This window comes from Arthrobacter sp. 10T44, from assembly GCF_056393885.1.
In genome coordinates this window covers 241182-266495 of sequence record NZ_JBFTGT010000001.1, presented here as the reverse complement: position 1 = coordinate 266495, position 25314 = coordinate 241182, and the positions used below count along the sequence as shown (strand labels likewise).

At 68.2% G+C, this 25314-nt stretch carries 22 protein-coding genes; 15 read left to right on the top strand and 7 right to left on the bottom strand.

Features of this window, described 5'->3' with window-relative positions; all coding sequences use genetic code 11:
- Window positions 1-13 precede the first annotated feature (13 nt).
- A complete protein-coding gene (locus AC1DBL_RS01190) occupies window positions 14-520 on the bottom strand; it encodes an Lrp/AsnC family transcriptional regulator (RefSeq protein WP_476925319.1) in 507 nt (168 codons plus the stop codon).
- Between the two features lie 133 nt (window positions 521-653).
- Between AC1DBL_RS01190 and AC1DBL_RS01185 the strand changes: the two genes are divergently transcribed.
- Entirely contained in the window at window positions 654-1817 is a 1164-nt protein-coding gene (locus AC1DBL_RS01185; RefSeq protein ID WP_476908495.1) for a trans-sulfuration enzyme family protein, read from the top strand.
- Here AC1DBL_RS01185 and AC1DBL_RS01180 read toward each other — a convergent pair.
- Window positions 1814-3169 carry an MFS transporter gene (locus AC1DBL_RS01180; protein ID WP_476917503.1) on the bottom strand — a complete coding sequence of 452 codons (1356 nt, stop codon included), beginning with the start codon at window positions 3167-3169 and terminating at the stop codon, window positions 1814-1816. The genes AC1DBL_RS01185 and AC1DBL_RS01180 overlap by 4 nt on opposite strands.
- Before the next feature lie 90 nt (window positions 3170-3259).
- Here AC1DBL_RS01180 and AC1DBL_RS01175 point away from each other — a divergent pair, with 90 nt between their 5' ends.
- A complete protein-coding gene (locus AC1DBL_RS01175) occupies window positions 3260-4243 on the top strand; it encodes a LysR family transcriptional regulator (protein ID WP_476892165.1) in 984 nt (327 codons plus the stop codon).
- Between the two features lie 124 nt (window positions 4244-4367).
- Here AC1DBL_RS01175 and AC1DBL_RS01170 read toward each other — a convergent pair whose 3' ends face one another.
- Window positions 4368-5417 (bottom strand): nitronate monooxygenase, encoded by a 1050-nt coding sequence (locus tag AC1DBL_RS01170; RefSeq protein WP_476925318.1) that lies wholly within the window; start codon window positions 5415-5417, stop codon window positions 4368-4370.
- A gap of 51 nt (window positions 5418-5468) precedes the next feature.
- On the opposite strand from AC1DBL_RS01170, the gene AC1DBL_RS01165 reads away from it, so the two are divergent.
- On the top strand, window positions 5469-6398 hold the full coding sequence (locus AC1DBL_RS01165; protein WP_476925546.1) for an N-acetylglucosamine kinase: 930 nt from the start codon (window positions 5469-5471) through the stop codon (window positions 6396-6398).
- Between the two features lie 33 nt (window positions 6399-6431).
- Here AC1DBL_RS01165 and AC1DBL_RS01160 read toward each other — a convergent pair whose 3' ends face one another.
- A complete protein-coding gene (locus AC1DBL_RS01160; RefSeq protein WP_476925317.1) occupies window positions 6432-7469 on the bottom strand; it encodes a pirin family protein in 1038 nt (345 codons plus the stop codon).
- Window positions 7470-7534: 65 nt separating this feature from the next.
- On the opposite strand from AC1DBL_RS01160, the gene AC1DBL_RS01155 reads away from it, so the two are divergent.
- The 8 genes from AC1DBL_RS01155 to AC1DBL_RS01120 all read left to right on the top strand — a co-directional run bounded on the left by AC1DBL_RS01155 (window position 7535) and on the right by AC1DBL_RS01120 (window position 15502).
- Window positions 7535-7987, top strand: coding sequence for an NUDIX hydrolase (locus AC1DBL_RS01155; protein ID WP_175321262.1), 453 nt, complete (start codon window positions 7535-7537; stop codon window positions 7985-7987).
- Window positions 7988-8243: 256 nt separating this feature from the next.
- Window positions 8244-9398, top strand: coding sequence for a ribosome small subunit-dependent GTPase A (gene rsgA, locus AC1DBL_RS01150; RefSeq protein ID WP_476925316.1), 1155 nt, complete (start codon window positions 8244-8246; stop codon window positions 9396-9398).
- A gap of 261 nt (window positions 9399-9659) precedes the next feature.
- Window positions 9660-10757, top strand: coding sequence for an ABC transporter ATP-binding protein (locus AC1DBL_RS01145; RefSeq protein ID WP_441417124.1), 1098 nt, complete (start codon window positions 9660-9662; stop codon window positions 10755-10757).
- Window positions 10757-11467 (top strand): ABC transporter permease, encoded by a 711-nt coding sequence (locus AC1DBL_RS01140; RefSeq protein ID WP_476925315.1) that lies wholly within the window; start codon window positions 10757-10759, stop codon window positions 11465-11467. The genes AC1DBL_RS01145 and AC1DBL_RS01140 overlap by 1 nt, the downstream gene beginning before the upstream one ends.
- Window positions 11464-12210: an ABC transporter permease gene (locus tag AC1DBL_RS01135; protein ID WP_476925314.1), complete on the top strand. Its 747-nt coding sequence runs from the start codon at window positions 11464-11466 to the stop codon at window positions 12208-12210. Before AC1DBL_RS01140 ends, AC1DBL_RS01135 begins: the two co-directional genes overlap by 4 nt.
- The gene (locus tag AC1DBL_RS01130; protein ID WP_441417127.1) at window positions 12207-13169 is read left to right on the top strand and encodes an ABC transporter substrate-binding protein; all 963 of its coding nucleotides are present in this window, start codon (window positions 12207-12209) and stop codon (window positions 13167-13169) included. The genes AC1DBL_RS01135 and AC1DBL_RS01130 overlap by 4 nt, the downstream gene beginning before the upstream one ends.
- Before the next feature lie 188 nt (window positions 13170-13357).
- Complete coding sequence (locus tag AC1DBL_RS01125; RefSeq protein ID WP_175321266.1) at window positions 13358-14578, top strand: pyridoxal phosphate-dependent aminotransferase; 1221 nt, start codon at window positions 13358-13360, stop codon at window positions 14576-14578.
- A 69-nt stretch (window positions 14579-14647) separates the two neighbouring features.
- Window positions 14648-15502: a polyphosphate kinase 2 family protein gene (locus tag AC1DBL_RS01120; RefSeq protein ID WP_441417128.1), complete on the top strand. Its 855-nt coding sequence runs from the start codon at window positions 14648-14650 to the stop codon at window positions 15500-15502.
- Window positions 15503-15517: 15 nt separating this feature from the next.
- On the opposite strand, the gene AC1DBL_RS01115 is transcribed toward AC1DBL_RS01120, so the two are convergent.
- Window positions 15518-15751 (bottom strand): exodeoxyribonuclease VII small subunit, encoded by a 234-nt coding sequence (locus AC1DBL_RS01115; RefSeq protein WP_476925313.1) that lies wholly within the window; start codon window positions 15749-15751, stop codon window positions 15518-15520.
- 99 nt (window positions 15752-15850) lie between these two features.
- On the bottom strand, window positions 15851-17137 hold the full coding sequence (gene xseA, locus AC1DBL_RS01110) for an exodeoxyribonuclease VII large subunit (RefSeq protein ID WP_476925312.1): 1287 nt from the start codon (window positions 17135-17137) through the stop codon (window positions 15851-15853).
- A 235-nt stretch (window positions 17138-17372) separates the two neighbouring features.
- On the opposite strand from xseA, the gene AC1DBL_RS01105 reads away from it, so the two are divergent.
- On the top strand, window positions 17373-18236 hold the full coding sequence (locus tag AC1DBL_RS01105; RefSeq protein ID WP_476925311.1) for a hypothetical protein: 864 nt from the start codon (window positions 17373-17375) through the stop codon (window positions 18234-18236).
- Between the two features lie 22 nt (window positions 18237-18258).
- The gene (locus AC1DBL_RS01100; RefSeq protein WP_441417131.1) at window positions 18259-19350 is read left to right on the top strand and encodes a 4-hydroxy-3-methylbut-2-enyl diphosphate reductase; all 1092 of its coding nucleotides are present in this window, start codon (window positions 18259-18261) and stop codon (window positions 19348-19350) included.
- 48 nt (window positions 19351-19398) lie between these two features.
- Here the strand turns inward: AC1DBL_RS01100 and AC1DBL_RS01095 are convergent, their stop codons facing one another.
- The gene (locus tag AC1DBL_RS01095) at window positions 19399-20691 is read right to left on the bottom strand and encodes a DNA recombination protein RmuC (RefSeq protein ID WP_441417132.1); all 1293 of its coding nucleotides are present in this window, start codon (window positions 20689-20691) and stop codon (window positions 19399-19401) included.
- A gap of 145 nt (window positions 20692-20836) precedes the next feature.
- On the opposite strand from AC1DBL_RS01095, the gene ychF reads away from it, so the two are divergent.
- A complete protein-coding gene (gene ychF, locus AC1DBL_RS01090; protein ID WP_476925310.1) occupies window positions 20837-21922 on the top strand; it encodes a redox-regulated ATPase YchF in 1086 nt (361 codons plus the stop codon).
- Window positions 21923-22596: 674 nt separating this feature from the next.
- A complete protein-coding gene (locus AC1DBL_RS01085) occupies window positions 22597-24687 on the top strand; it encodes a putative bifunctional diguanylate cyclase/phosphodiesterase (RefSeq protein ID WP_476925309.1) in 2091 nt (696 codons plus the stop codon).
- Window positions 24688-25314: the final 627 nt, after the last annotated feature.

Below are 25314 nucleotides of genomic sequence, written 5' to 3'. Positions count from 1 at the left end.
CGGGCGGAAACCCCTAGTCCGGCAGCGGCCCGTGGTTGCCCTGGATGTGGTCGAACACCAGGGTGGTCTCGGTGTGGCCCACGACCGGGTCGGTGGCCAGGTTGTCCAGCACCCAGTCGCGCAGGTCCTCCGTGGTGGCGACGGCGATATGCAGCAGGTAGTCCACCGAACCCGAGGTGTGGAACGTGGACAGCACGGCGGGCAGCTTGGGGACCCGGGCCGTGAAACGGTCGATCTGTTCGCGGTCGTGGGCGCGCAGCCGGACGGCAATCAGCGCCTGCACCGAGCGGCCCACCGCGGCAAGGCTGAGCTTGGCCTCAAAACCCTGGATGATCCCGCGCTCGGACAGGGCCCTGGTGCGCATCAGTGCCGTGGACGGTGCGATCCCCACCAGTTCGGCCAGCTGCTTGTTGGAAATCCGGGCATCCGCGACCAGGGCCGCGAGCAGGCGCTCGTCAATGGCGTCCAGGGGTTCGCCGGCTCCCGCTCCCGGCCGAACATTCTTCGTGATGCTGCTCACGGATCCTCCTTGATGTGGTGTGAGTTCATCATAAACGCCACTATCTGACAGTTCCATTCAGAACCCCTGTAAAACGCCGAATTATTGCCAGATACTTACCGCATTCAATGGTGAATATTCATAAGGAGTAACGGTGCTTTCTCAAGACTCGCTGGCGGTCCACGCCGGCCGGAACGGCCTCACGGAACTCGGCGTCCACGCCGTCCCGATCGACCTGTCCACCACGGCGCCGCTGCCCTCCGTCCACGACGGCGGCCTCGCCTACGAACAGATGGCCACCGGCGGCCCGCACCTGGACGGGCAGAGCACGGTCTACCAGCGGCTCTGGAACCCGACCGTCGCCCGCTTCGAAGACGGCGTCGCCCTGCTTGAGGCCACTGAAGAAGCCGTCGCCTTCGCCACCGGCATGGCCGCCCTGAGCGCGGTGCTGCTCGCCGTCGTCGCCACCGGGAACAAGCACGTGGTGGCGGTCCGGCCGCTCTACGGAGGCAGCGACCACCTGCTGGCCTCCGGGGTGCTGGGCACCGAGGTCACCTTCACCACGCCCGACGGCATCGGCGCGGCACTGCGCCCCGACACCGGGCTCGTCATCCTGGAGACGCCGGCGAACCCGAGCCTGGAGCTCGTCGACATCGCCGCCGCGGCGGCTGCGGCGGACGGCGTGCCGCTGCTGGTGGACAACACCTTCGCCACTCCCGTCCTCCAGCAGCCGTACCGGCACGGTGCGGCCATGGTGCTGCACAGCGCCACTAAGTTCTTCGGCGGCCACGGCGACGCCATGGGCGGCGTCGTCGCCGTTTCCCCGGAATGGGCCGTCCGGCTCCGGCAGATCCGGGCCATCACCGGCGGCATCCTCACGCCATGGCCGGCGTACCTGCTCCACCGGGGCCTGGCGACCCTGCCGGTCCGGGTGCGGGCGCAGCAGGCCAGCGCCGAGAAGGTCGCGGCCGCCCTGGCGGAGCACGGGCTGATCCGGCGGGTGTTCTATCCGGGCCTGCCGGAGTGCGATCCGCGCGGCCTGGTCGGCACCCAGATGGCAGGCCCGGGCTCGCTGCTGGCGTTCGAGCTGGCCAGCGCCGAACATGCCGAGCGCATTCCGGCAGCCGTCAGCATGATCACGCACGCCGTCTCGCTGGGCGGCATTGACACCCTGATCCAGCACCCCGCGGGCCTGACCCACCGGCCGGTCGCCGCGGAGGCCAAGCCGCACGCCAGCCTGCTCCGGGTTTCCGTGGGGCTGGAGGACCCGGCGGACATTGTCGCCGATCTTGTGCAGGCCCTCGAGGCGACCCGCTAGCGCGCCGCGCTCCGCCCTGGGGATGCGCTCGGAGCGACGGCGCCGCCCGCGCCGGCGGGATGCACGACGGCGGTGATCACCGCCGTCGTGCAGGCCAGGCCCATCACGGCGAGGGCGAGGGCGGTCCAGCCCAAGGACTGGAACAGCAGGCCGCCGGCCCAGCCGATGACGCTGGATCCCAGGTAGTAGGCGAGGTTGTAGAGTGAGGCCGCCTGCGCGCGGCCCGTGCTCGCGATCACCCCGGTCCAGCCGGAGCCGATGCTGTGGGCCGCGAAGAAACCGCCGGTGAACAGCAACAGCCCGGCCAGGATCAGGACCAGGAGCTCGGTCAGGGTCAGTGCGAGCCCGGCGACCATAAGGACCGTGCCCGCCACCAGCACGCTGCGCCGGCCGAAGCGCAGCGTCAGCCCGGCGGCCCAGCGGGCGGAGACGGTGCCGGAGAGATAGGCCAGGAAGATCAGGCTGATCAGGGTGGCCGGCAGGCTGAAAGGTTCGCCGGACAGCCGGAAACCGAGGTAGTTGTAGACCGCCACAAAGCCGCCCATCAGCAGGAACGCCTGGACGTAGATTGCCAGCAGCCGCGGGTTCCGGCCGTGGCCGGCGAGGGTTGCGAGGGCGCCGCGGAAGCCGCTGGCGGCCGCGGCGGTGAAATTCCGTGCCGGCGGCACCAGCACCAGGAACAGGACGGCGGCGGACGTCGCCATCACGGACACGGCCAGTGCTGCGGCCCGCCAGCCCCACAGCTCGCCCACCGGACCGGCCACGAGCCTGCCCGCCAGCCCGCCGAGGGTGGTGCCTGCGACGTAGGTACCGGCCGCCAGGGCGGCGTGGGCCTTGTTCACTTCCTCGTTCAGGTAGGCGATGGCGATGGCCGGGATGCCGCCCAGTGCCATGCCCTCGAGCATCCGCAGGCCCAGCAGGACCGGGAAGCTGGGTGCCAGCGGGGCCAGCAGCCCCAGGACGGTGGCCGCGGAGATGCCCCAGGCCATGGCACGCACCCGGCCGATCCGGTCGGCCAAAAAGGACCACGGCAGGACCGTCGCGGCCAGGCCAACGGTGGCCAGGGAGATGGTCAGGGCCGCCTCGGCGGCCGTCACCTGCAAATCGGCGGCGATGATCGGCAGCACGGCCTGGGTTGAATAGAGCTGGGCGAAGGTCGCGACGCCGGCGAAGGCCAGGCCGGCGAGGATCCGGCGGTAAGCCGCCGAGCCTTTGGGATGGCCCGCCCACGCGGTAACCCGGCCGCCGGCTGCGGGGCTGCCGTCCGCCGCCGTGCCCGCATCAGCTGCGGTACCCGCATCAGCTGGGGTACCGGGCTCGGTTGCGGGATTGCGGAGGGGGAGGCGGGGCATATCCCCAGAATAGGTCCCGGAAAGACATGCTTCCAATGCATGTTTCTCATAGAATTCATGGCAAATGCGGAACGATTGAGAGGGTTGGCCATGGACGTTGAGCACAAGCAGCTCGTCCAGCTGCTGCCGCTGCTGCCCCTGCTGGCCGAGCTGGGGCGGACCCAGCACATCACCGCCACGGCCGAGGTGCTGGGACTGCCCCAGTCGACGGTGAGCCGTGGGATAGCGCGGGCCAGCGGCATCATCGGGACGGAACTGCTGATCCGGGACGGACGCGGCGTGCGGCTGACCCCCGCGGCCAAGGCGCTCCTCCCGCACATTGAGGCCGCACTGGGCGAATTCCAGACCGGGCTGGACCTGGTCCGGCACGAGTCGGAGGTGGTGCGCGGCCGGATCGCGGTGTCGTTCCAGCACACCTTCGGCGAGGCGATGCTGCCGCTGCTGATCAGTGCCTTCCGCAGCCGGCATCCGCAGCCGGCCTTCGACCTCAGCCAGGGTGCGCGGGACGGCTGCCTGGCCGAACTGGCCGCCGGGGACGCGGACCTGGCACTCACCGCTCCGATCGCGGCGCCGAGCCGGCTGATCTCCTCGGCTGCCCTGTACCGGGAACCGCTGCGGCTGGTGGTCCACCACCGGCACCCGCTCGCCCGGCGTCGTCGTGCCCGCCTCGCGGAGATCCGTCAGGACCCGTTCGTGGCGATGGGCCCCGGCTACGGCATGCGCTCGCTGACGGACGCACTGTTCCGGGAAGCCGGATTCAGGCCCCGCATCGCCTTCGAAAGCCAGGACTCCCACACGGCCAGGGGGCTCGTCTCGGCGGGGCTGGGTGTAAGCATCCTGCCGCCCGGCGGACTGGCCCCCGGACGCCACACCCCGGGGCAGTCCGGCGACCTGGGCTGGGTGGAACTGGCGCTCGACTCCGGCCTGGCGTTCCGGGAGATCGGCCTGGCCTGGCGGGAACGGCGCGGGGGAGCGGACGCCGAGCCGGACCCGGTGCGGCTGTTCCGCGAGCTGGTGCTTAGCGAGGGCCCGGCGCTCCTGGCCGGCTTTGTCCGCGGACGCTCGGGCACCTGAGCCGGACGGAACCCGCGCACGCACCGTCGTCGCCGTTCTTCGCTCGCGGGTTCCGTCCGGGCTCGACGTCTCCACACGGCGAGTCCGGAGCGACGCCGCGAGCGGGCAGGCCCGCCAGCGCCGCTCAGCCCAACAGGCCCGGCAAGACCTCCGCGACGGAGGCGGCGCGCGCCTGCTGCCAGCCGGTTCCGGCCCAGAGGTTCAGCCGCTCCGCATCCCCGACGGCGGCGGCGGCCGCGCGCAGCGGGGCAGTGAGGTGGTGCACCGCCGGGTAGGCCTCCGGCGCGTCCTGGTGGTCCCGGACGAACTCGTTGACCAGCGCCCGGGCCGGCCGTCCGGTGAAAGCCCTGGTCAGGGCCGTCCGGGTGAAGTGCGGGCTGGCCAGGGCGTCCTTGTGCAACTGCCGGGCGCCGCTCTCCTCCGTGCGCAGCAAGGCCGTGCCCAGCTGGGCTGCCTGTGCGCCCGCGGCCAGCACCCGGTCCACGCCGGCAGCGTCCATGATCCCGCCGGCCGCGACGAGGGGGAGCGCGACGGCGGAGCGCACCGCCACAATCAGCTCCGCCGTCGTGGCCGGCGCGGCTGAACCCGGCACGGCTGAACCCGGATCGCCTGACACGGGCAGGAACGCCGCGCTGTGGCCCCCGGCGCACGCATGCTGCACCACGAGGGCATCCACGCCCTGTTCGGCTGCCTGCCGGGCCTCGGCCGCGGTGGTGACCGTGGCCAGTACCGCCGACCCCGCCCGCTGCAGGGCGTGGACCACGTCCGCGCCGGGGAGGCCGAAGGTGAAACTGACCAGCTCCACCGGATCCGCCAGCAGGGCCTCGACTTTGGCCTGCCACGCGTCGTCGTCATCGAGCCGCAAAGTCGGGAGCTCCACACTGTAGCGCAGGGCGTCTGCGCGCAGCTGCAGCCGGTATGCCTCGAGCTCGGCCACGGTGGCCGCGGAGGGCGCCAGCTGGGCCGGGTCCGGGACGAAGACATTCATGCCGAACCGCGCACCGGACTCGCGGACGGCGCGGATGTCCACCAGCATGGCAGCAACGCTCTTATAGCCCGCGGCCAGGAAGCCCAAACCGCCGGCCTCGTGCACGGCCGTGACGAAGGCCGGAGTTGAAGTCCCGCCGGCCATCGGCGCGGCGATAATGCGGGTACCGAAGATATCGCGGGACATTGCTCGCTCCTGTCGGTGATTCAGTAGGCTGTTCCGGTGACTCATTCTGACATCCCCACCCCGCCAGACGCCGTTTTCGCCGCCGTGCATGCCACTACATCCGGCGCCGTGATCGGACTCGACATCGGCGGCACCAAGACCCGCGGCGTCCGGTTCGAGGCCGGCACGCCCGTGGCCGACGAGTCCGTGGGCAGCGCGAACGTCCAGAACGTCACTCCCGAGGAAGCCGCCCGGAACCTCGCGGAGCTCTTCGCCCGGATTGGCGGCGGTGACGTCGCCCAGGTCTACGCCGGAGCCGGCGGGATCGACACCGACGACGACGCCGCGGCGCTCGCCGCGCTGATCGCCCCGCACGTGCCCGGCGCCAAGATCACCGTCGTGCACGACTCACGGCTCCTGCTGGCAGCCGGCGGGGCCAGCACCGGCGTCGCCGTGATCGCCGGTACCGGCTCGGCCGCGTGGGGCAAGAACAGCCGCGGACAGGAAGCCCGGGCCGGCGGCTGGGGCTATCTGCTCGGCGACGAAGGCAGCGGCTACTGGCTGGGCCGCGAGGCCGTGCGGCACAGCCTGCGCCGGATGAACCAGGGGCTGGAACCGGATGAACTTACCAGGGCCCTGCTGGATTCCTGCGGGGTGGGCCACCCGAACAAACTCATTGCGTTGTTCCACTCACCCGAGACCGGACGCCGCTTCTGGGCCCAGCGCGCCCGGCTCGTCGTGGAGGCGGCGGACGCCGGCCATGAGCCGAGCCGGGAGCTGATAGACCAGGCCGGCCGCGACCTCGCCGCCATGGCCGAGCAGACCGTGAGGCAGCTCGGCATCGAGGGCCCGGTCATCCTGGGCAGCGGGCTCGGCATGAACGTGCCGCGGCTGCAGGAATCGTTCCGCGCTGCCCTGGCCGCGGCCGGGATCACCGACGTCCGGGTGCTGCAGCAGGAACCCGTGTTCGGGGTGCTCCAGCTCGTCGCCGAGCAGGGCTAGCGGCAGCCGCAGCGGCGGGAACCTAGGACGGAGTCACTGCCGGCGTCGCGGCCGCAGCGGCACCCCCGGCAACGGCGGCGCCGGGATGCGGCCGGCTTCGGATCCGGCGTCGGGACCATGTCCGCGCACCAGCCCGAACCGTGCCCGCGACGCGTCGTCGTCGGAGAGCCCGGCCTGGGCTTCCCAGTCCAGCCGTGACTGCTCCACCTCTTCGTGGCTGCGGCCGACGAAGTTCCACCACATCAGCAGCTCCTCCTCGAACGGCTCGCCGCCCAGCAACAGGAAACGGGTGCCCGGAGCGGCGTCCAGGTCCAGGCGGCTGCGCCCGGAGCCGAGGTAGCCCAGCGGGCCCGGCCGCACCTCCTGGCCGTCCAGGGCCAGGGCGCCGTCGAGCACCAGCACGGCGTGCTCGAACTCCGGCCGCAGCGGCAGGCTGATGCTTCCGGTGCAGCTGATGTCGGCGCCAACGATCGGGGAGTACATCGTGGCCGGCGAGGTGGTGCCCGCCAGGGTCCCCACCATGACGGTTGCACTGTAGCCGTCGCCGCGGACCACGGGCAGCTCGCGGTGCTGCTCGAAGGCCGGTGCGCGGTGCCGTTCGGAGTCCGGCAGCGCGACCCACAACTGCAGTCCGCGCTGCACGGGCAGTTCCGGTGTCGGCCCGCCCGGAACCCCGTTCACGGGGAGCACCGCGAATTCGGAGTGCGAAACGCCGCGGCCCGCCGTCATGATGTTCAGTTCGCCCGGGCGGACGACCACGTCGCTGCCCACGCTGTCCCGGTGTCGGATGTTGCCGGCCAGCGGCCAGGTGACAGTCTGCAACCCCGTGTGCGGGTGCGGCAGCACGGACATGGACACCCGGTCCGGTCCGAAGCTGTCCAGGAAGCACCACGCGCCCACCGTCGGCAGCCCGCGCTGAGGCAGGGTCCGCGAGACGTTCATGGCGCGGACGCCGCCCAGCGGAACCTCCCTGGCCGGCCACAACTGGAGGCACGGGCCGCTGGCGGTCCCCTCCACGCTGTGGGCGGCGGGGCAGACTTCTTCGGGCGGAAGGACTTCGAGGTTGGTCACACTCAAACTTTAGGGCCGAACCCGGAGATCCGGCAGGGCCCGCGCTGCGCCGTTACGCTGGAGCAATGACCCTGCCATTCGATACCCGCCCGGCTGCCTACGGACTGATCCTCCGGGATGACTGCCTCCTGCTCGCGTACTGGAAGCAGGGCGGCAAGGAGGGCTGGACCCTGCCGGGCGGCGGTCTGGATCTCGCCGAGCACCCCGTGGACGGGTGCCGCCGGGAGATCTACGAGGAGACCGGCTACCACGCTGAGATCGGCGCCATGCTGGGGATCGACGTCGGGCATTGGCCCGCCGAGAGCCGGCTCGACGGCGGCCACCGCGACTTCCAGTCCCTGCGGCTGGTCTATGAAGCGAGCATCACCGGCGGGGAACTGCGGCATGAGGTAGGCGGCAGCACCACGCACGCGGCCTGGATCCCGCTGGCCGAGGTGGCGGGCCTGAACCGGGTCTCACTGGTCGATGCCGCGCTCCGGCTGTACCGCGAGCGACCGCTGGACGGAAAGCTCGCCTGAGAAATCCCTAGCCAGCCGCGGCGCGGGCGGTTACCCTAGAGAAACCGCGGCCGGGAAGGCCGCCCGATGAGCCCAGCTGTGGGCCAGATAGCCGGGGAGGTGGAAGCAATGAAAGCAACGGAACTGCGCGCGCAGCGCACACCCCAAAGCCCCATCATTATTCCTGCCCCGGCAGTCCGCACCTCCTAGCCCTTACAGCTGACCGGTCTCTCCAGACCGGCGGGCAATGCGCAGCCGGGCCCATCAAAGGGTTCCATTGAATCTTCAGTTCAGTCACCACTCCGGCCTCCAGGGGCCGGCCCGTTTCGGTTTCACCGAGGCCGTCACGGAACTTTTCGCCGCCAATCCCGTCCCCGGCGGCACCAGAGCCGGGCGGGTGGTCCGGGTGGACCGCAACCTCGTGCTGGTCGCGGACCATGCCGGCCAGGCACAGCTGCCCTACCCGCGGACCGGACCCATCCCGGCCACCGGCGACTGGGTCTGGCTCGGCAGCAACCCGGTGGGCGAACCAGCCATCGTGGGCGTGCTGCCGCGCCGCTCAGAGCTGAGCCGCAAGCGCGCCTTCGAGGCATCCTCCGAAGCGCAGGTGCTCGGCGCCAACATGGACATCGTCGGCGTCGTGGTGCCGGTGGACCGTCCGCTCACGCACAACAGGCTCGAACGGACACTCGTCGCGGCCTGGGATTCCGGCGCCACCCCGCTGGTGGTGATCACCAAGGCAGACCTCGCTGAGGTGGCGGACGACGTCGTCGGGCAGGTCATGCTGCAGGCCGCCGGCGTCGACGTGGTCACCACCTCCGCCGAGCAGGGCGATGGCCTCGATGACTTGCTGGCTCATCTGCCGCCCGGGGGGACCATCGTGCTGCTGGGCCCCTCGGGCGCCGGGAAGTCCACCCTGATCAATGCCCTCGTCGGGTTCGAGGCGCAGGAAACGGGTGCGGTCCGGGCCGGTGATGGCAAAGGCCGGCACACCACGACGTCCCGGGAGCTGGTGCCACTGCCCGACGGCTCGGTGCTGATGGACACGCCCGGGGTGCGCGGCTTTGGCCTGTTCGATGCCGGGGACGGCATGGACGAGATGTTCGGCGATCTCGAGGAGCTCTTCACCCGGTGCCGGTTCACCGACTGCGCGCACGGCCGCGAACCCGGCTGCGCCGTGCAGGCCGCGCTCGCGGAGGGTGCCCTGGACGAGCGCCGCTGGGCAAGCTACCTCAAGATGCAGCGCGAAGTGGCGGCGCTGGCCCGGCGCCACGACGCCGCCGCCCGGCGGGCGTACCAGCGGGAGTGGCATCAGAAGGTGGTGGTGGCCAGCCGGAGCCAGCGGGCGGCCGAGCGGCTCAGCCACGACCATCCCCGCAGGGGAAAAGACAACGGAAAAGGCCACGGTAAGGGCAGCGGCCGGGCGACGTGACACAGTGCCGGTCCCGGACCAGCGCGGGGTCCGGGGCCGGGCCTGAACCCCCGCCCATCCAAATCCCGCCCGGCGCCGAATGCCAACGGTAGCCCCGGCGCCGCCGACGTTATCGGGCCCGTTTCTTCGATTCTGTGCTCCGACATCGCCGGCGGTGGCAGCTACGCTGGGTCATACCCGCTTTACAGCCAAAAATCAGCATGCATATGATCAGTTGGCTGGACCGTCCCATGTTGCCGCCAACAGTTAGGTAAGCCCGGAATGGCAGAGGCCATGATCGAGTTCCAGAGCGTCACCAAGCAGTACCAGGGCGGCCAGGCCGCCGTCGACGATCTGAGCATGTCTATCGACAAGGGCGCCATCACGGTCTTCGTCGGCCCCTCGGGCTGCGGCAAGACCACCTCGCTGCGGATGATCAACCGCATGGTCGAGCCGACCTCGGGCACCATCACCGTCAACGGGCAGGACGTCACCTCCGTGCCCGCCGCGCAGCTGCGCCGTTCCATGGGCTACGTCATGCAGTCCTCCGGGCTGATGCCGCACCGGTCCGTGCTGGACAACATCGCCACCGTCCCGCGGCTCAACGGCGTGTCCAAGGCGGCATCCCGCAAGCGCGCGGAGGAGCTGCTCGACGTCGTCGGGCTCGCCTCCGGCCTCGGCCGCCGCTACCCCTCACAGCTTTCGGGCGGCCAGCAACAGCGCGTGGGAGTGGCCCGTGCCCTCGCCGCAGATCCGCCCGTGCTGCTCATGGACGAACCTTTCAGCGCGGTGGATCCCGTGGTGCGCGATGAACTGCAGAAGGAACTGCTCCGCCTGCAGCGCGACCTGGCCAAGACCATCGTGTTCGTCACCCACGACATCGACGAGGCCACGGTGCTCGGGGACAAGGTGGCCGTCTTCGCCGGCGGGGGCAAGCTGGCGCAGTACGCGACGCCGGAAGAGATCCTGCGGGCCCCGGCGAACGACTTCGTCGCGTCCTTCGTGGGCCGCGACCGGGGCTTCCGGCACCTCGCCTTCAGCCCCTCCGACGGCGTCACGATCCACCCGGTCGACACCGTCCGCGCCGACGCCCTCGGCCGTGACGGCGGCCCCGGAGCGGGCGAGTGGCAGCTCGTGGTCGACGCCGACAACCGGCCGCTGGGCTGGAGCGCGCCGGGCGCCGGAGCGGCGACCGTCCCGGGCGGTTCCCTCTTCCACAAGGGCGAGACCCTGCGCCGCGCGCTGGACGCGGCCCTGTCCTCGCCGTCCGGACTCGGCGTCGCTGTCGACGCGGACGGCCGGGTGGCCGGTGTGATCACGGCGGAAGAAGTGCTCGCCGTGATCGAAGCGGACCGCCGGGTCCGGCAGGGCGTGCGCTGATGCAATGGTTCCTGGCCAACAGCGGGCAGGTCTTCAGCCTCGCCGGCCAGCACCTCGTCCTGGCGATCCTGCCGATGCTCTTCGGCCTGCTGATTTCGATCCCGCTGGCCCAGCTTGCCAGGCAGAACCGGACCCTGCGCACCGTGGTCCTGACCGCGTCCTCGCTGCTTTACACCATCCCGTCGCTGGCTCTCTTCATCATCCTGCCGACCGTGCTGGGGACCAGGATCCTGGACCCGGTCAATGTCGTGGTGGCCCTGACCATCTACGCCGTCGCGCTCCTGGTCCGGGCCGCCCTGGACGCGTTTGACTCCGTGGACGAGGACCTGCAGCAGGCCGCCGTCGCCATGGGCTTCAAACCCCTGGCACGGTTCCTGCAGATCGACCTGCCGCTGTCCCTGCCGGTGCTGTTCGCCGGGCTCCGCGTGGTCTCGGTCAGCAACATCTCCCTGGTCAGCGTCGCCGCCCTGCTGGGCATCGGCAACCTGGGCATGCTCTTCACCTCCGGGCTGCAGCGCGACTTCGTCACCGAGGTGATGGTGGGCATCATTGCGATCCTGGTGCTGGCATTGCTGATGGACTCCGTTTTGGTCCTGCTCGAACGCCTCCTGACCCCGTGGACCCGGGCAGGCGCCGGGAAAACCGGGAAGCCCGGAGAGCCGGCCGCGGCCCGGCGGCGGTCCGATTCCACGGCTGGGGCGTCCGCATGAGCAATGTCATCACCGACACCGCCTCGTGGCTCGCCGACCCGGACAACTGGTCCGGCAGCACCGGCATTCCGGTACGCCTGGCCGAGCACCTGCAGTACACCGGCCTCGTGATGCTGATTGCGACCGCCATCGCCGTCCCGATCGGCCTCTACGTCGGCCACACCGGCCGCGGCCGGGTAGCCGTGGTGGCCCTCGCCGGGGCCCTGCGCGCCCTGCCGACCCTGGGCCTGCTGACGCTCTTCGTCCTGCTGGCCGGGATCGGGCTGATGCCTCCGGTCTGGGCGCTGGTGATCCTGACCGTGCCGCCGTTGCTGGCCGGGACCTACGCGGGAATCTCCAGCGTGGACCGGAACGTCGTGGACGCCGCCCGGGCCATGGGCATGACCGAACTCCAGGTGCTCTTCCGGGCCGAGTTCCCCAACGCGCTTCCGGTGATGTTCGGCGGGTTCCGCACCGGTGTCCTCCAGGTGATCGCCACGGTCTCGGTGGTCGCGTACATCAACCTGGGCGGCCTGGGCCGCTACCTCTTCGACGGCCTGGTGCTCTCCGACTTCCCGCAGATGCTCGGCGGCTCGCTGCTCATCGCGGGACTCGCCATCGCCGTCGACCTTGTCCTCGTCCTATTCCAGCGGCTCTTCCTGTCCCGTGGGGCCGCCAACAAGCCAAACCGGAGCCAGCAGGCCGCGGTTGATCTCACAGACCCCGCACCGGCGGAGACTGTTGTCCAAGGAGGTACGTCATGAAAGAAAACCGCCAACGAGCCCTCGGCAGGCGCGCATTCGGCGGCCTCGCCGCCGGCGTCGGCCTGGCCCTGGCCCTGTCCGCCTGCGGAGGCTCGTCCAACCCGCTGTCCTCGGCACCCGCGAGCGGCGGTTCCTCCGGGGGAGCCGGCGGCGCCCTCGTGATCGGTTCGGCCGACTTCACCGAGAGCCAGATCATCGCGGAGCTCTACGCCGGGGCACTCAACGCCGCCGGCGTCACCGCCACCACCAAGCCGAACATCGGTTCCCGCGAGGTCTACTTCAAGGCCGTGCAGGACGGCTCCGTGGACGTGATCCCGGACTACAGCGGAAACCTGCTGCTGCACGTCAACAAGGACGCCACCGAGATCTCCGCCGACGACATTGCCAAGGCACTGCCGGGCAAGCTTCCCGACGGCCTGGCCGTGCTGGACGCTGCCAAGGCCGAGGACAAGGATGCCATGGTGGTCACCAAGGCCACCGCCGAGAAGTACAAGCTGAAGTCCATCGAGGACCTGGCCAAGGTCTGCAACGAGATCGTGGTCGGCGCCCCCGCAACGTTCGCCGAGCGCGCCTACGGGCTGCCCGGCCTGAAGAAGAACTACAACTGCGAGCCCAAGAAGCTGGAACCCTTCAGCGACGGCGGCGGCCCCGTCACGGTCAAGGCCCTGCTTTCGGACCAGGTCCAGGTGGCCGACATCTACACCACCACCCCGGCCATCGCGGACAACGACCTGGTGGTGCTGGAGGACCCGAAGAACAACTTCATCGCCCAGCAGGTCCTGCCGCTGTACAACAAGGCCAAGATGACCGACAAGGCGAAGGAGGCGCTCAACGCCGTCTCCAAGCTGCTCACCACTGAGGACCTGATCAACCTCAACCGGGCGGTCGGCGGCAGCGAGAAGCAGAACCCGAAGGACGCCGCGGCAGCGTGGCTCAAGGACAAGGGCCTGGTCAAGTAGACCGGAGCTTTTGAGCGTTCGACGGCGGCCGCCGGATCCGGAACCCCCGGACCCGGCGGCCGCCGTCGCTACGCCGCCGTCGTTGCGCCGCTCGGTGCCAGGCGGCCCCGGGGAGCCCGTGTGACGCGGACTTCCGCTGTGAGACAAGTCTCAGGGGAAGTACATCCGCCATATGGCATATTTGATGAATGGCAGAATTCAAGCAGTCCACCAAGCTTCATAATGTCCTCTACGACATCCGTGGACCGATTCTTCAGGCCGCCCAGCAGATGGAGGCAGAGGGTCACCGCATCCTCAAACTGAACATCGGAAACCCGGCCCCGTTCGGGTTTGAAGCGCCGGACGCGATCCTGGTGGACATGATCCGCCACCTGCCGCACGCCCAGGGCTACAGCGATTCCCGAGGCATTTTCTCCGCCCGCACCGCCGTCTCGCAGTACTACCAGACCCGCGGCATCCAGAATATCCACGTCGACGACATCTACCTGGGCAACGGCGTCAGCGAGCTCATCACCATGTCGCTGATGGCCCTGCTGGACGACGGCGACGAGGTCCTCATTCCCACCCCGGACTATCCGCTCTGGACGGCGTCGGTGGCCCTGGCCAGCGGGAAGCCTGTGCATTACCTCTGCGACGAGGAATCCGGCTGGCAGCCGGACCTGGACGACCTCGAAGCGAAGATCACGCCGCGCACCAAGGGCATCGTGGTGATCAACCCCAACAACCCCACCGGCGCTGTCTACCCGGAGGAAACGCTCAAGAAGATCGTGGCCCTGGCCGAAAAGCACGGCCTCGTGCTGTTCGCCGACGAGATCTACGAGAAGATCCTCTACGAGGACGCCGTCCACGTGAACATGGCCAGCCTCACCGGCGACGACGTGCTCTGCCTGACCTTCAGCGGGCTATCCAAGGCCTACCGCGTCTGCGGCTACCGGGCCGGCTGGATGGCCATCTCGGGTCCGAAGAAGGACGCCGCGGACTACCTTGAAGGCATCAACCTGCTCGCCAACATGCGGCTGTGCGCTAACGTGCCGGCGCAGCATGCGATCCAGACGGCACTCGGCGGATACCAGAGCATCAACGACCTGATCCTGCCCGGCGGCCGCCTGCTGGAGCAGCGGAACAAGGCCTACGACATGCTCAACGCCATCCCGGGCGTCAGCACGCAGCAGGCCCGCGGGGCGATGTACCTGTTCCCGCGCCTGGACCCCGAGGTCTACCACATCCGCGACGACGAGAAGTTCGTCCTGGACCTGCTGCGCCAGCAGAAGATCCTCGTCTCCCACGGCCGCGCCTTCAATTGGGTCCGGCCGGACCACTTCCGAATGGTGACCCTGCCGAACGTCAAGGACCTCGAGGAAGCGATCAACCGCATGGCGGACTTCCTGAGCCGGTACCAGGGCAACTAGGATTCGGGACAGCAGCGCCGCTCGCCGAACGTCCGGCCGGCGGGCTGCCCGAACCGGAAAGAGGCTTTGATGGCAGATGTCGTGGACTTCGACAAACATCCCTCCGAGACCCTGAGGGCAGGCAAGAAGTTCAGCCTCCGCGACCTTGACCCGGGTTCCACACCGGGCTACGCCGGGGACAAAGCCGCCGGAGAGACCCTGCTTAGCGAGCTCGACGGCAAGCTCACGCAGCTGCAGGAGCAGCTCTTTGCGGAGTCCAGGACCGGCGGAAAGAAGCGCGTCCTGCTGGTCCTGCAGGCCATGGACACCGCGGGCAAGGGCGGCATCGTCAACCACGTCATGGGCCAGATGAATCCGCAGGGTGTGCAGCTCAAGTCGTTCAAGGCGCCCACCCCGGAGGAACAGTCCTACGACTTCCTCTGGCGGATCGAGAAGGAAGTACCAGCGGCCGGCATGGTGGGCGTGTTCGACCGTTCCCACTATGAGGACGTCCTGATCCACCGGGTGCACCGCTGGGCGGACGCAGAGGAACTGGAGCGCCGCTACCGGGCCATCAACGAGTTCGAGGCCCGGCAGACGGCCGCCGGGACGAAGATCGTCAAGGTCATGTTGCACATCAGCCGCGACGAGCAGCAGGAACGGCTGCTCGCACGGCTGGAAGACCCCTCGAAAATGTGGAAGTACAGCGGCAACGACCTCAAGGAACGGGCCTTCTGGGACGACTACATGGACGCCTACCAGGCCGCCTTTGAGCGGACCAGCTCCGAGCTTGCGCCCTGGCACGTGGTCCCTGCCAACAAGAAATGGTATGCCCGGATCGCTGTACAGCAGCTGCTGCTGGACGCGCTGGAAGGACTGGCGCTCGAGTGGCCGGTCCCGGAGATCGACGTCGACATGGAGCGCGAGCTGGTGCGGCGCTCCTAGCCGGCCGGCCGTAGGTCAGCTGGCCTGGTCCCGGGCCGCGGCGAGACGCTTGCGGGCGCCCTCGAGCCACTGCTCGCACCGCTTCGCGAGGGCCTCCCCGCGCTCCCACAGTGCGAGGGATTCCTCGAGACTGGCGCCGCCGGCCTCCAGCCTGCCCACCACGCCCACGAGTTGTTCGCGGGCCTCCTCGTAGCTGAGGCCGTCGATGTCGGTGTTCGGGGTCGGGGTTGCTGCGTTTTCTGCTGCCATGCTGATGCTCCTTGCGTGGGTCCGGTGCCTACCGCGTGTCGGGGTCCCGTCGCGGGGTCCGGGAAGTCTGGATTGCCTGGGTTCTTGGAAATGGGCCGGTCAGTCCTCGGCGGGATCCTGGCCGCCGGTGGACTGGGCCTTAAACCTGCCGCCGGCCACCCGCACGGCCAGGGGAGTGCCGGCGGGTGCTTGGTCCGGGTGTCGCACCACTTCGTGGCGGGTTCCCGGGGCGGTGCTGCCATCGTCGAGCTGGACGACGGCGTAGCCGCGGTCCAGCGTTTTCTGCGGCGAGAGGGCGCGCACCTGGGCCTTAAGGTGGACCAGCTGGTCGGCGGCCCGCACGACGGCGGTGTTGATGGCCGCATGGGAGCGGCCCTTGAGCCGTTCGACGTCGTCGTGCCGGGCGGTGACCATGCCCTCCGGGGCTGCCAGCACCGGTCGGGAGCGAAGCGAGGCCAGCCGGTCCGTCTCCCGCTCGACCAGGCGGGTGACGCCGCGGCGCAGTTGCTCCCGGGCCTGCCGGACCCGCGCCAGTTCCTCCACGACGTCGGGCACAATCCGTTTCGCCGCATCGGTGGGCGTCGAGGCGCGCAGGTCGGCGACGTCGTCAAGGATGGGACGGTCCGCCTCATGGCCGATCGCACTGACGATCGGCGTGGCCGCGGCGGCCACGGCCCGGATGAGTTCCTCGCTGCTGAAGGGGAGCAGGTCCTCCAGGGCGCCGCCGCCGCGGGCGATGACGATGACGTCGACCTCCGGGTGGGCGTCCAGCTCCTGCAGCGCGCCGATGACCTGGGCGACCGCGGTGTTGCCCTGGACGGCCACCTCGCGGATTTCGAATTCGACGGCGGGCCAGCGCAGCGCCGCGTTGCGGAGCACGTCTTTTTTAGCATCCGAGTCGCGGCCGGTGATCAGGCCGATCCGGTGGGGGAGCAGGGGCAGCCGCTTTTTGCGGGAGTCGGCGAACAGCCCCTCCGCCGCGAGGGCCTGGCGCAGACGTTCGATCCTGGCCAGCAGGTCGCCGAGTCCTACCGGCCGGATGTCCTTGACCGACATGTTCAGCCGGCCCGTCTTCAGCCAGAACTCGGCTTTGAGCAGCGCCACCACCCGGGAACCGCGCTCCAGCGGCGTGGGCTGGCGGTCCAGGACGTTGGTCCAGACCGAGGCAGGGAGGGAGATCTCCGCGTCGATGTCCCGCAGCGTGAGGTAGGCGTTGGTGCCGCGCCGGTTGAGTTCGATGACTTGGCCCTCGATCCAGGCCGAGGGCGCCCGGTCGATGTGCATCTTCAGTTTTTGTGAGAGCAGCTGCAGCGGCCACGGGTTGTCCGGGCTGGTGTCTGCCGCAGTCGCCGGCAGGGTGGTTGCCGCGGCGGTGTCTTCAGACATGCCGGTGGCCGCCGGCGAGAAGTGCCTGGTGCAGGTGCGGGTGCATGCATGGTCCTTTGATAAAGAGGGGAGCTGCTTCAACTCTATCCATAGCTCTACCAGTAGGACCGGACGTTTTGGGCCGCTGCTTTACGGTGCCCCGCTTTACGGTGCCCTGCTTTACGGTGCCCTGCATTCGGGTTCGCGGCGACGCCACCGTAGGATGGCTCTACTCCCAACCTCCTAGGAGACTTTCGTGCGCACTTTTGTCTCGGCCATTGCAGTGCTGATCGGCCTCGCCATGGCGGCTGTTGCCGTCCCGGCCATGTGGGTGGACCGGAACATTGTCCAGGAGGAGGGTTTCGTCGCCCTCACCGCACCGCTCGGCAAGGACCCCGCGTTCCAGAAGAGGCTGGCCACGGCCGCCGTGAATGGGATGGCCTTCGGCGGCCAGCAGATGCCCGCTCCCCTCGAGGCCGTGGTCAAACCGATCCTGGCGGACGCCGCGCAGTCACTGACCTCCATGCCCGGATACTCGGAGGCCTGGGCAGAGACCCTGCGCAGGAGCCACCGGCTAAGCTTCGCCGATCCCCGCACGCTTCCGCCGGAAGTGGCCGGCACCACCTCCCTGACACTGGACGTCGCCCCGCTGGTCGGGTTGGTGGTCAAGCGCGTCTCGGAGGCCTCTCCCGTTCCGATTAAGGCGCCGGAGCAGGTGCGAATCAGCATCGGCCAGTCCGACCAGCGCCAGCTCATCGAACGGGTCTCGGCCTATGCGCCGATGGGCACCGCCGTGGCTGTGGGCTCGGCCATTGCGTTCCTCCTGGCGTTCGTCGCGGCGCGGCGGAAGTGGACGGTCCTTGCCGGGACCGGTCTGGGGGCCTTGGTCCTGGCCGGTGTCTGGAAATTTGGCTCGGACGCGGCAGGAACGATGGTCCAGGGCGTCGGGAGCGGCAACGACGTGGCGGGGATCTTCAAACGTGAATTCGTGGCGGCGGCCACGGCCAGCTTCGGGCAGTGGATTGTGGCGGCGCTGCTGGCGGGCGGCGTGCTGCTGGCCGCCGGCATCGTGCTCCGTGTTGTCGGCGGCCGCCGGCCGGCGTCAAATAACCTGCCGTAGCGAACACCGGTAGCATTGGGGCATGACCTCCACCGCTGTATCCATTCCGATGCCCTCCGTTCCGCGCCGGCGGCGTTCGCCGGAGGAAGTGCTGGCGGCGGCACCCGTGACCGGACCGAAGAAGGTACTGTTGGCGGCCCCGCGCGGCTATTGCGCCGGCGTCGACCGTGCCGTGATTGCGGTGGAAAAAGCGCTTGAGCACTACGGTCCTCCCGTCTACGTCCGCAAGCAGATCGTGCACAACGTCCACGTTGTCAGCTCCCTCGAGGAAAAGGGTGCCATCTTCGTTGACGAAACCGACGAGGTTCCTGAAGGCGCCCTGGTGATCTTCTCGGCGCACGGTGTCTCGCCGGCTGTTGTGCAGTCTGCGGAGGACCGGGGCCTGCGCACCATCGATGCCACCTGCCCGCTGGTGACCAAGGTGCACAAAGAGGCTGTCCGCTTCGCCAAGGACGATTTCGACATCCTGCTGATCGGCCATGACGGCCACGAGGAAGTCGAAGGCACCGCCGGCGAGGCCCCCGAGCACATCCAGATCATCAACGGCCCGCACGAGGTGGACAAGGTGACGGTCCGCGACCCGGAAAAGGTTATCTGGCTCTCGCAGACCACCCTGAGCGTGGACGAAACCATGGAGACCGTGCGGCTCCTGAAAGAGCGGTTCCCCACGCTGCAGGATCCGCCCAGCGACGACATCTGCTACGCCACCACCAACCGCCAGGTGGCCATCAAGAAGATCTCGCCCCAGGCCGACCTCGTGATTGTGGTTGGCTCGGCCAACTCCTCGAACTCCGTGCGCCTCGTGGAAGTGGCACTTGAATACGGGGCGAAGGCCTCCTACCGGGTGGATTTCGCCAACGAGGTGGACGAGTCCTGGTTCGAGGGCGTGGCCACGGTAGGCGTGACCTCGGGGGCGTCCGTGCCCGAGGTCCTGGTGAAGGACGTACTGCGGCTCCTGGCCGACTACGGCTACGGTTCCGTCGAGGAAGTCGTCACAGCGGAGGAGGACCTGCTGTTCTCGCTGCCAAAGGAACTCCGGGCCACGCTGAAGCAGGCCGGGGACGTCACCCGCGCCCTTGGCGGCCGCGGCACCCGCGCCGCCAAAGAGTCCTAGCCCGGGGCACAGTCCTCGCCCGGAACAGTCCTGGCCCGGAGAGTAGTCCTACGCGGCTGACTCTTCCGAGGTGCCGGCGTCGTTGCGCCGCTCGACGTCGTCGGCCCGGTCGCCGACGACGTCCCGTACGCCAATTTCCTGCTGGAGTTCCGGTGCCGCCACCGAGCGCGGTGTCACCTCGACGGTGACCGGAGTCGCCAGGCCCGCGCCGTCCAGGGCGTTGAGCTTCCGTGCGGTGGGCAGCACCCTGGCCTCCAGTGTGCCGACCAGGGAGTTGTAGCGGTCCACCGAGGTCTTCAGCGATGAGCCAAGCTTGGAGACGTTGTCGCCCAGGGTTCCCATCCGCTCATAGAGCTGCTGCGCCAGTTCGAAAAGCTCCCGCGCGCTGTCCGTCAGAACGTCCTGCCGCCAGGTGAACGCCACCGATTTAAGGACCGCCAGCAGCGTCCCGGGCGAGGCGAGGACGACGTTCTTGGACAGCGCGTAGTCCAGCAGGGCCGGATCCGCAGTGAGTGCCGCGGCCAGGATCGACTCCGCGGGCAGGAAGCAGACCACCAGTTCCGGGGCATTGCCGGGGATGTCCCAGTACTTCTTGTTGCTCAGGGCGTCCACGTGGGCCTTCAGGGCCTTCGCGTGGGTGGCCAGCAGGGCCTGCTGACCGTTCAGCGTTCCCGCCCCGGCGGCCCGGCTTGCGGCGGTGGCGCCGAGTTCCTGCGCCTCAAGGTAGGCCGTCAGCGGCACCTTGGCGTCCACCACGAGTTGCTTGTCGCCCGGGAGCTGCACCACGAGGTCGGGCCGGACGGTGTTCTCTGATCCGGAACCGGAGCTGTGAAGCTGCTCGTGGAAGTCCACGTGGCGGAGCATCCCGGCCGCCTCGACCACGCGGCGCAGCTGCACTTCGCCCCACTGGCCGCGCGCGCTGTTGGAGCGCAGGGCGGATTCGAGCGCATGCGTTGAGCGCAGCAGCTGCTCGTCAGACAGCCTCGCCTCCTGCAGCTGCTGGGCGAGCTGGCCGTACTGTTCCAGCCGGTCCCGCTCCAGCAGCGCGACCTGCTGCTGAACCGCGGTGAGCTTTTCGGCTACGGGGGCCAGTGCACGCAGCACGCTGCCGTCCTGCGTTCTGGCGTCGCCCAGCTCCCGGTTCTGGGCCGCCAGCAGGCGGCGTTCGGCGTCGGCGGCGGCGAACTGGGCGCTGACCTCGGAAAGGCGCGCGGAGACGCCGTCGAAGTCCTGTTCAAGGCCGGCGCTGCGACGCCGCAACACCACGAAGGTGAAGGCGGCGCCGGCGACGGCTCCGATCAGCAACATCAGCAGGGCGAGAATGAGTGCGAAAGCGTCCATGCCTTCACTCTGGCACGCACCCCTGACACTTTTAGCCAGTGACGCACGGGCCCTCACGGTCTGAGGCAGCCAGGAGCGACGCCGACGGCGAACAGCGCCCCGCCGCCGCAGGGGACCGGCCCGTTTACCGGTAGAATCAATACTCGTGGCTCTTACTATTGGCATCGTCGGACTGCCCAACGTCGGCAAATCAACTCTTTTCAACGCACTGACCCGCAACCAGGTGCTCGCTGCGAACTACCCGTTCGCCACGATCGAGCCCAACGTCGGCGTCGTGAACCTGCCGGACCCGCGGCTCGAGAAGCTGGCGGCCATCTTCGGCTCCGCACGCCTGCTCCCGGCCGCCGTGTCCTTCGTGGACATCGCCGGCATCGTCAAGGGCGCCTCCGAAGGTGAGGGCCTGGGCAACCAGTTCCTCGCGAATATCCGTGAGGCCGAGGCCATCGCGCAGGTCGTCCGCGTGTTCGATGACCCAGACGTCATCCACGTCGACGGCAAGGTTGATCCCCGCTCGGACATGGAGACCATCAACACCGAGCTGATCCTGGCGGACCTGCAGACCATCGAGAAGGCCGTCCCCCGGATCGAAAAAGAAGTAAAGATCAAGAAGCGCGAAGCCGCCGAGCTTGCCGCCGTCAAGGCCGCCCAGGCTGTGCTGGAACGCGGCGACACCATCTTCTCCTCGATCAAGAGCGACAAGATCGAGATGGAACACCTCAAGGAGCTGGGCCTGCTGACGGCCAAGCCGTTCATCTACGTCTTCAACGCGGATGAGGGAATCCTTGGCAGCCCGGAGAAGCAGGAAGAGCTACGCGCCATGGTGGCCCCGGCCGACTGCATCTTCCTCGACGCCAAGCTCGAGTCCGACCTCGTCGAACTGGACGAGGAAGAAGCCCGCGAAATGCTGGAAATGAACGGCCAGGACGAGTCCGGCCTCGACCAGCTGGCGCGCGTCGGCTTCCACACGCTGGGGCTGCAGACCTACCTCACCGCCGGTCCCAAAGAGACCCGGGCCTGGACCATCCACCAGGGCGACACGGCACCGCAGGCCGCCGGCGTGATCCACTCCGATTTCCAGCGCGGCTTCATCAAGGCCGAAGTTGTGTCCTTCGACGACCTCATCGAGGCCGGCTCGATGGCCGAAGCGAAGGCCCGTGGCAAGGTCCGCATTGAAGGCAAGGAATACGTCATGGCCGACGGCGACGTGGTGGAGTTCCGTTTCAACGTGTAGTTCCTGATCCTCTGAGACGTTTTGCGATGGCCGCCAAGAACGCACGTTCTTAGCGGCCATGCGCGTTTTGCCACCGGTTGCCAAGGCGAAATGATGCCGCCCGGACTTTGCATCCTGAAGGCAACCGGCTCCGGCCCCGAAAGATTGACGCATTGTTTTTCTTGGACCCCCTTATCCCTCCCGGATTCGACTGAGGTTCGTTGCAGCTGGGTCGACTCCAGTACCAGAGCTTCGGGGACTTCCTTATGGGCGGGATATCGTTACCGGGCGCGTTTGTAGGTCGATAGCTGAGTATGTAGCGGAAGGTTTCCGCGGAGGAGCATCATGATCTGCAATGTTGTCGACGTCTTTGCCCTAATTGGTGACTTTTCGAAAGCCAAGCGCGGCGTTGCTCTGCGGATCGCCCCTGTGGCCCGTTGCTGGGGTGAGGGCTGATGGCGGGACAGGACGTGGCGGGCGCCGGAGTCCACTCGTGGAGGCGTTTTATCTGGGTGTGTTCCGGTGGCATGATCGCTGCCGCGGTCCTGTATGCGGTCGGCGTCTTATGCCGTGATTCGGATGCTTTCAGTCCCCTTGTCGATGGATTCTTGTCGCTCCTGACGGTTTGGCTGCCTGCGGTTGTCTGTTGGCTTGTGGTCGGACGAGCGCGCTCCCGCAGACCGGACATCGCTTTGGTGGCAGCTGCTGTGTCGTGCCAGGCCGCGGGCGACACCTACTATGCTGTGCAGTCGGCCGGCGGCGGAAATGTTCCCCTGCCTTCGCCCGCGGATATTGGCTATGTCGGCTTCTACATCCTGATGCTCGCGGCGTTGCTGGTGGTCGTCAGGGGGCGGCTGCGTGACATGACCTGGCCGGTCGTCCTGGACAGTGTTGTGGGAGGCCTTGGGGCTGCAGCAGCTCTGACCGTGGTCCTGGGGCCGGTTTCTGGGTCTGCTTTTGGGGGGTCGCATTCGGTGGCGGCAGCGGTTGGCGCCGCCTATCCTCTGCTGGATCTGTTGTTGGTCGCTACGGTCATGGGAATCGCAGCCACCCCTGGCGGCGGGTTGGGACGTGGGTGGGTCCTGCTGGTGGCTGGATTGCTCACGTTTACCGGGGCGGACATCGTGTATGCCCTGCTGGAACTCCACGATCTTTATGTCGTGGGAACTCCGCTGGATACGGCGTGGGCGCTGGGGACTGCCTTGATCGGTTGTTGGGCGGTAGTTCAGGAAGATGCCGGGCAGTCGTCGGCCCGGGCAAGGCGTCCTGATATCCCGGTTCAGGCCGTCCCGGCACTAGCAACGGTTGCAGGACTTGGTGTCCTAATCCTGGCCACCCAACAACGCGTGATGCTGCTGGCGGTTGTGCTGGCGGGACTTACGTTGGCGTTGGCCGTGTTGCCGTTGGTGTTTCGGCAGAGGATCCGGCTGGCTGATGCCAACCGGCAGGCCAGGACTGACGAGCTCACCGGTCTTCCGAACAGGCGCGCCCTGTACGCTGATCTGCCGTTACGGCTGGCCGACGCCCGCCGGGCCAGCGCAGTCCTGTTACTGGATTTGGATAAGTTCAAGGAGATCAACGACGGGTTGGGCCACGATGTGGGGGATGAGCTCCTCAGGCAGGTCGCCGCACGATTGTCCGGAAAGCTCCGTGACGCCGATCTATTGACCCGGATGGGCGGGGATGAGTTTGTGGTTCATGTCGCCGACTGTTCGCCGAAGGAAGCGGAGGCGGTGGCCCTGAAGCTTCGGGAGGTTTTGGGGAGCGCTTATGACTTGGGCGGGGTCACGGTGCAGGTCAACGCCAGCATCGGCATTTCGTGTTTTCCGGAGCAAGGCCGGGACCTGAGTTTGCTATTGCGCAAAGCGGACATGGCCATGTACTCGGCGAAGTCCAACCGCAGCGGCCACGCTCTCTACATGCAGACAGTGGGCGCCTCTGGTCACACGCACTTCCACAGCGTGCAGGCATTAAATGCAGCCCTGACCGAAGATCAGCTTGTTCTGCATTTCCAGCCGAAGCTTGAGCTGGGGACGGGCGAGGTCCGCGGCGTAGAAGCGCTCGTTCGCTGGACCCACCCGAGCCTGGGGTTATTGCAGCCCGATGCTTTCCTCAATCGCTTTGAGGAGGCCGGTCTCATGCGGGCCCTGACGGGCGTGGTGCTGGTCAAGGCCTTGGATCAGGCGGCTCGGTGGACGAGGCAGGGACGGTTGATTTCTGTTGCGGTTAATTTGTCCGCGGGGTCGATTATGGACGCGCGGCTGCCAGAGCAGGTTGCCGCCATGGCCGCCGCCCGGGGGTTATCTCCTTCTGTGCTGGTCGTGGAGATCACGGAGGACGTGCTGGTTGCTGACCGTGAGCGTGCCTGTGCTGTCCTGGCGGCCCTGCGGGAGATGGGGGTCAGGATCGCCGTCGACGACTTTGGAAAGGGGTACAGTTCGCTGTCCTACCTGCGGGAGCTTCCCATCGATGAGCTCAAGCTCGACAAGTCCTTTGTTCTTTCGATGATGGATGACGCCCGCGCTACCGCTTTGGTGGTCTCGACCATCGACTTGGCCCACAGCTTGGGCTTTGAAATGACGGCGGAGGGCGTTGAAGACGAACGGGCCTACCGGGCGCTCAGTGACTATGGGTGCGACCTCGCCCAGGGCTTCTTCATGTCCAGTCCGGTGTCCGCTGAGGAGCTGGACTTCTGGCTCGAGTCCCGGGATTCAGAGCCGGCGCCCAGCATGGGCGCTCTCCTTACCGTTGAACCGGGACACGGGACTGTGCCCGGCCTGGTCTGATTCGAGGGCGTCACAGGATCCTTCCCGGTTGCAGGTAAGTCGGCGGCTACGTCCGGGTGGAGGTGGCGAAAACGAGGTCGTGGCCCGTGTCTATTCTGTCAGCGCAGCACAGGTCACCGACCGCGCTCTCTTCGGTGCGGGGTCGGTGCCGGGTCCGGTGCGGGGCGGGCGTCGACGTGCCCGGGCGGGCCCGAAGATGTGGATTTTCCGCGCCGTCCTGCGACGACGACGTTCCTCTTCAACGAGGGTGAGTAACCCGCCGGTGATGGCCGGTCCGTCCAGGCGCTGAACCTTCCGGAGTGCCGCGCGCAACTTCATGAGGTCCTCCCGAGCAGGTCCGGCAGTGCGCGGGTGCTCTGGATCGGCCGCGAACTCGTCTTCGAGTCCATCGTGGTGGAGCAAACGTTATTCCGTGACGGAACGTGGGGGAGTTCCGCTTCAACGTGTAGTCCCTGAGCCTTTTTGCGATGACCGCCAAGAACACATGTTCCTGGCGGCCGCTTTTGCGGAAATAGCCCTGCATGGTGCCACGACCGCCAGAGCTTCTTCGCACGCGCAAAAGGGCCGGGTCGACGCGTCTCACGGAATAAGGTCTGTCTAGGTATGCAGACGTCAATCGCGACCATG

What these genes read in the sequence shown, in the direction of transcription:
- AC1DBL_RS01180 (WP_476917503.1), bottom strand. Translation starts at nt 3,169, where the DNA reads ATGCCCCGCCTCCCCCTCCGCAATCCCGCAACCGAGCCCGGTACCCCA.
- AC1DBL_RS01175 (WP_476892165.1), top strand. Translation starts at nt 3,260, where the DNA reads ATGGACGTTGAGCACAAGCAGCTCGTCCAGCTGCTGCCGCTGCTGCCC.
- AC1DBL_RS01170 (WP_476925318.1), bottom strand. Translation starts at nt 5,417, where the DNA reads ATGTCCCGCGATATCTTCGGTACCCGCATTATCGCCGCGCCGATGGCC.
- AC1DBL_RS01155 (WP_175321262.1), top strand. Translation starts at nt 7,535, where the DNA reads ATGACCCTGCCATTCGATACCCGCCCGGCTGCCTACGGACTGATCCTC.
- AC1DBL_RS01145 (WP_441417124.1), top strand. Translation starts at nt 9,660, where the DNA reads ATGGCAGAGGCCATGATCGAGTTCCAGAGCGTCACCAAGCAGTACCAG.
- AC1DBL_RS01140 (WP_476925315.1), top strand. Translation starts at nt 10,757, where the DNA reads ATGCAATGGTTCCTGGCCAACAGCGGGCAGGTCTTCAGCCTCGCCGGC.
- AC1DBL_RS01135 (WP_476925314.1), top strand. Translation starts at nt 11,464, where the DNA reads ATGAGCAATGTCATCACCGACACCGCCTCGTGGCTCGCCGACCCGGAC.
- AC1DBL_RS01130 (WP_441417127.1), top strand. Translation starts at nt 12,207, where the DNA reads ATGAAAGAAAACCGCCAACGAGCCCTCGGCAGGCGCGCATTCGGCGGC.
- AC1DBL_RS01125 (WP_175321266.1), top strand. Translation starts at nt 13,358, where the DNA reads ATGGCAGAATTCAAGCAGTCCACCAAGCTTCATAATGTCCTCTACGAC.
- AC1DBL_RS01120 (WP_441417128.1), top strand. Translation starts at nt 14,648, where the DNA reads ATGGCAGATGTCGTGGACTTCGACAAACATCCCTCCGAGACCCTGAGG.
- AC1DBL_RS01115 (WP_476925313.1), bottom strand. Translation starts at nt 15,751, where the DNA reads ATGGCAGCAGAAAACGCAGCAACCCCGACCCCGAACACCGACATCGAC.
- xseA (WP_476925312.1), bottom strand. Translation starts at nt 17,137, where the DNA reads ATGTCTGAAGACACCGCCGCGGCAACCACCCTGCCGGCGACTGCGGCA.
- AC1DBL_RS01100 (WP_441417131.1), top strand. Translation starts at nt 18,259, where the DNA reads ATGACCTCCACCGCTGTATCCATTCCGATGCCCTCCGTTCCGCGCCGG.
- AC1DBL_RS01095 (WP_441417132.1), bottom strand. Translation starts at nt 20,691, where the DNA reads ATGGACGCTTTCGCACTCATTCTCGCCCTGCTGATGTTGCTGATCGGA.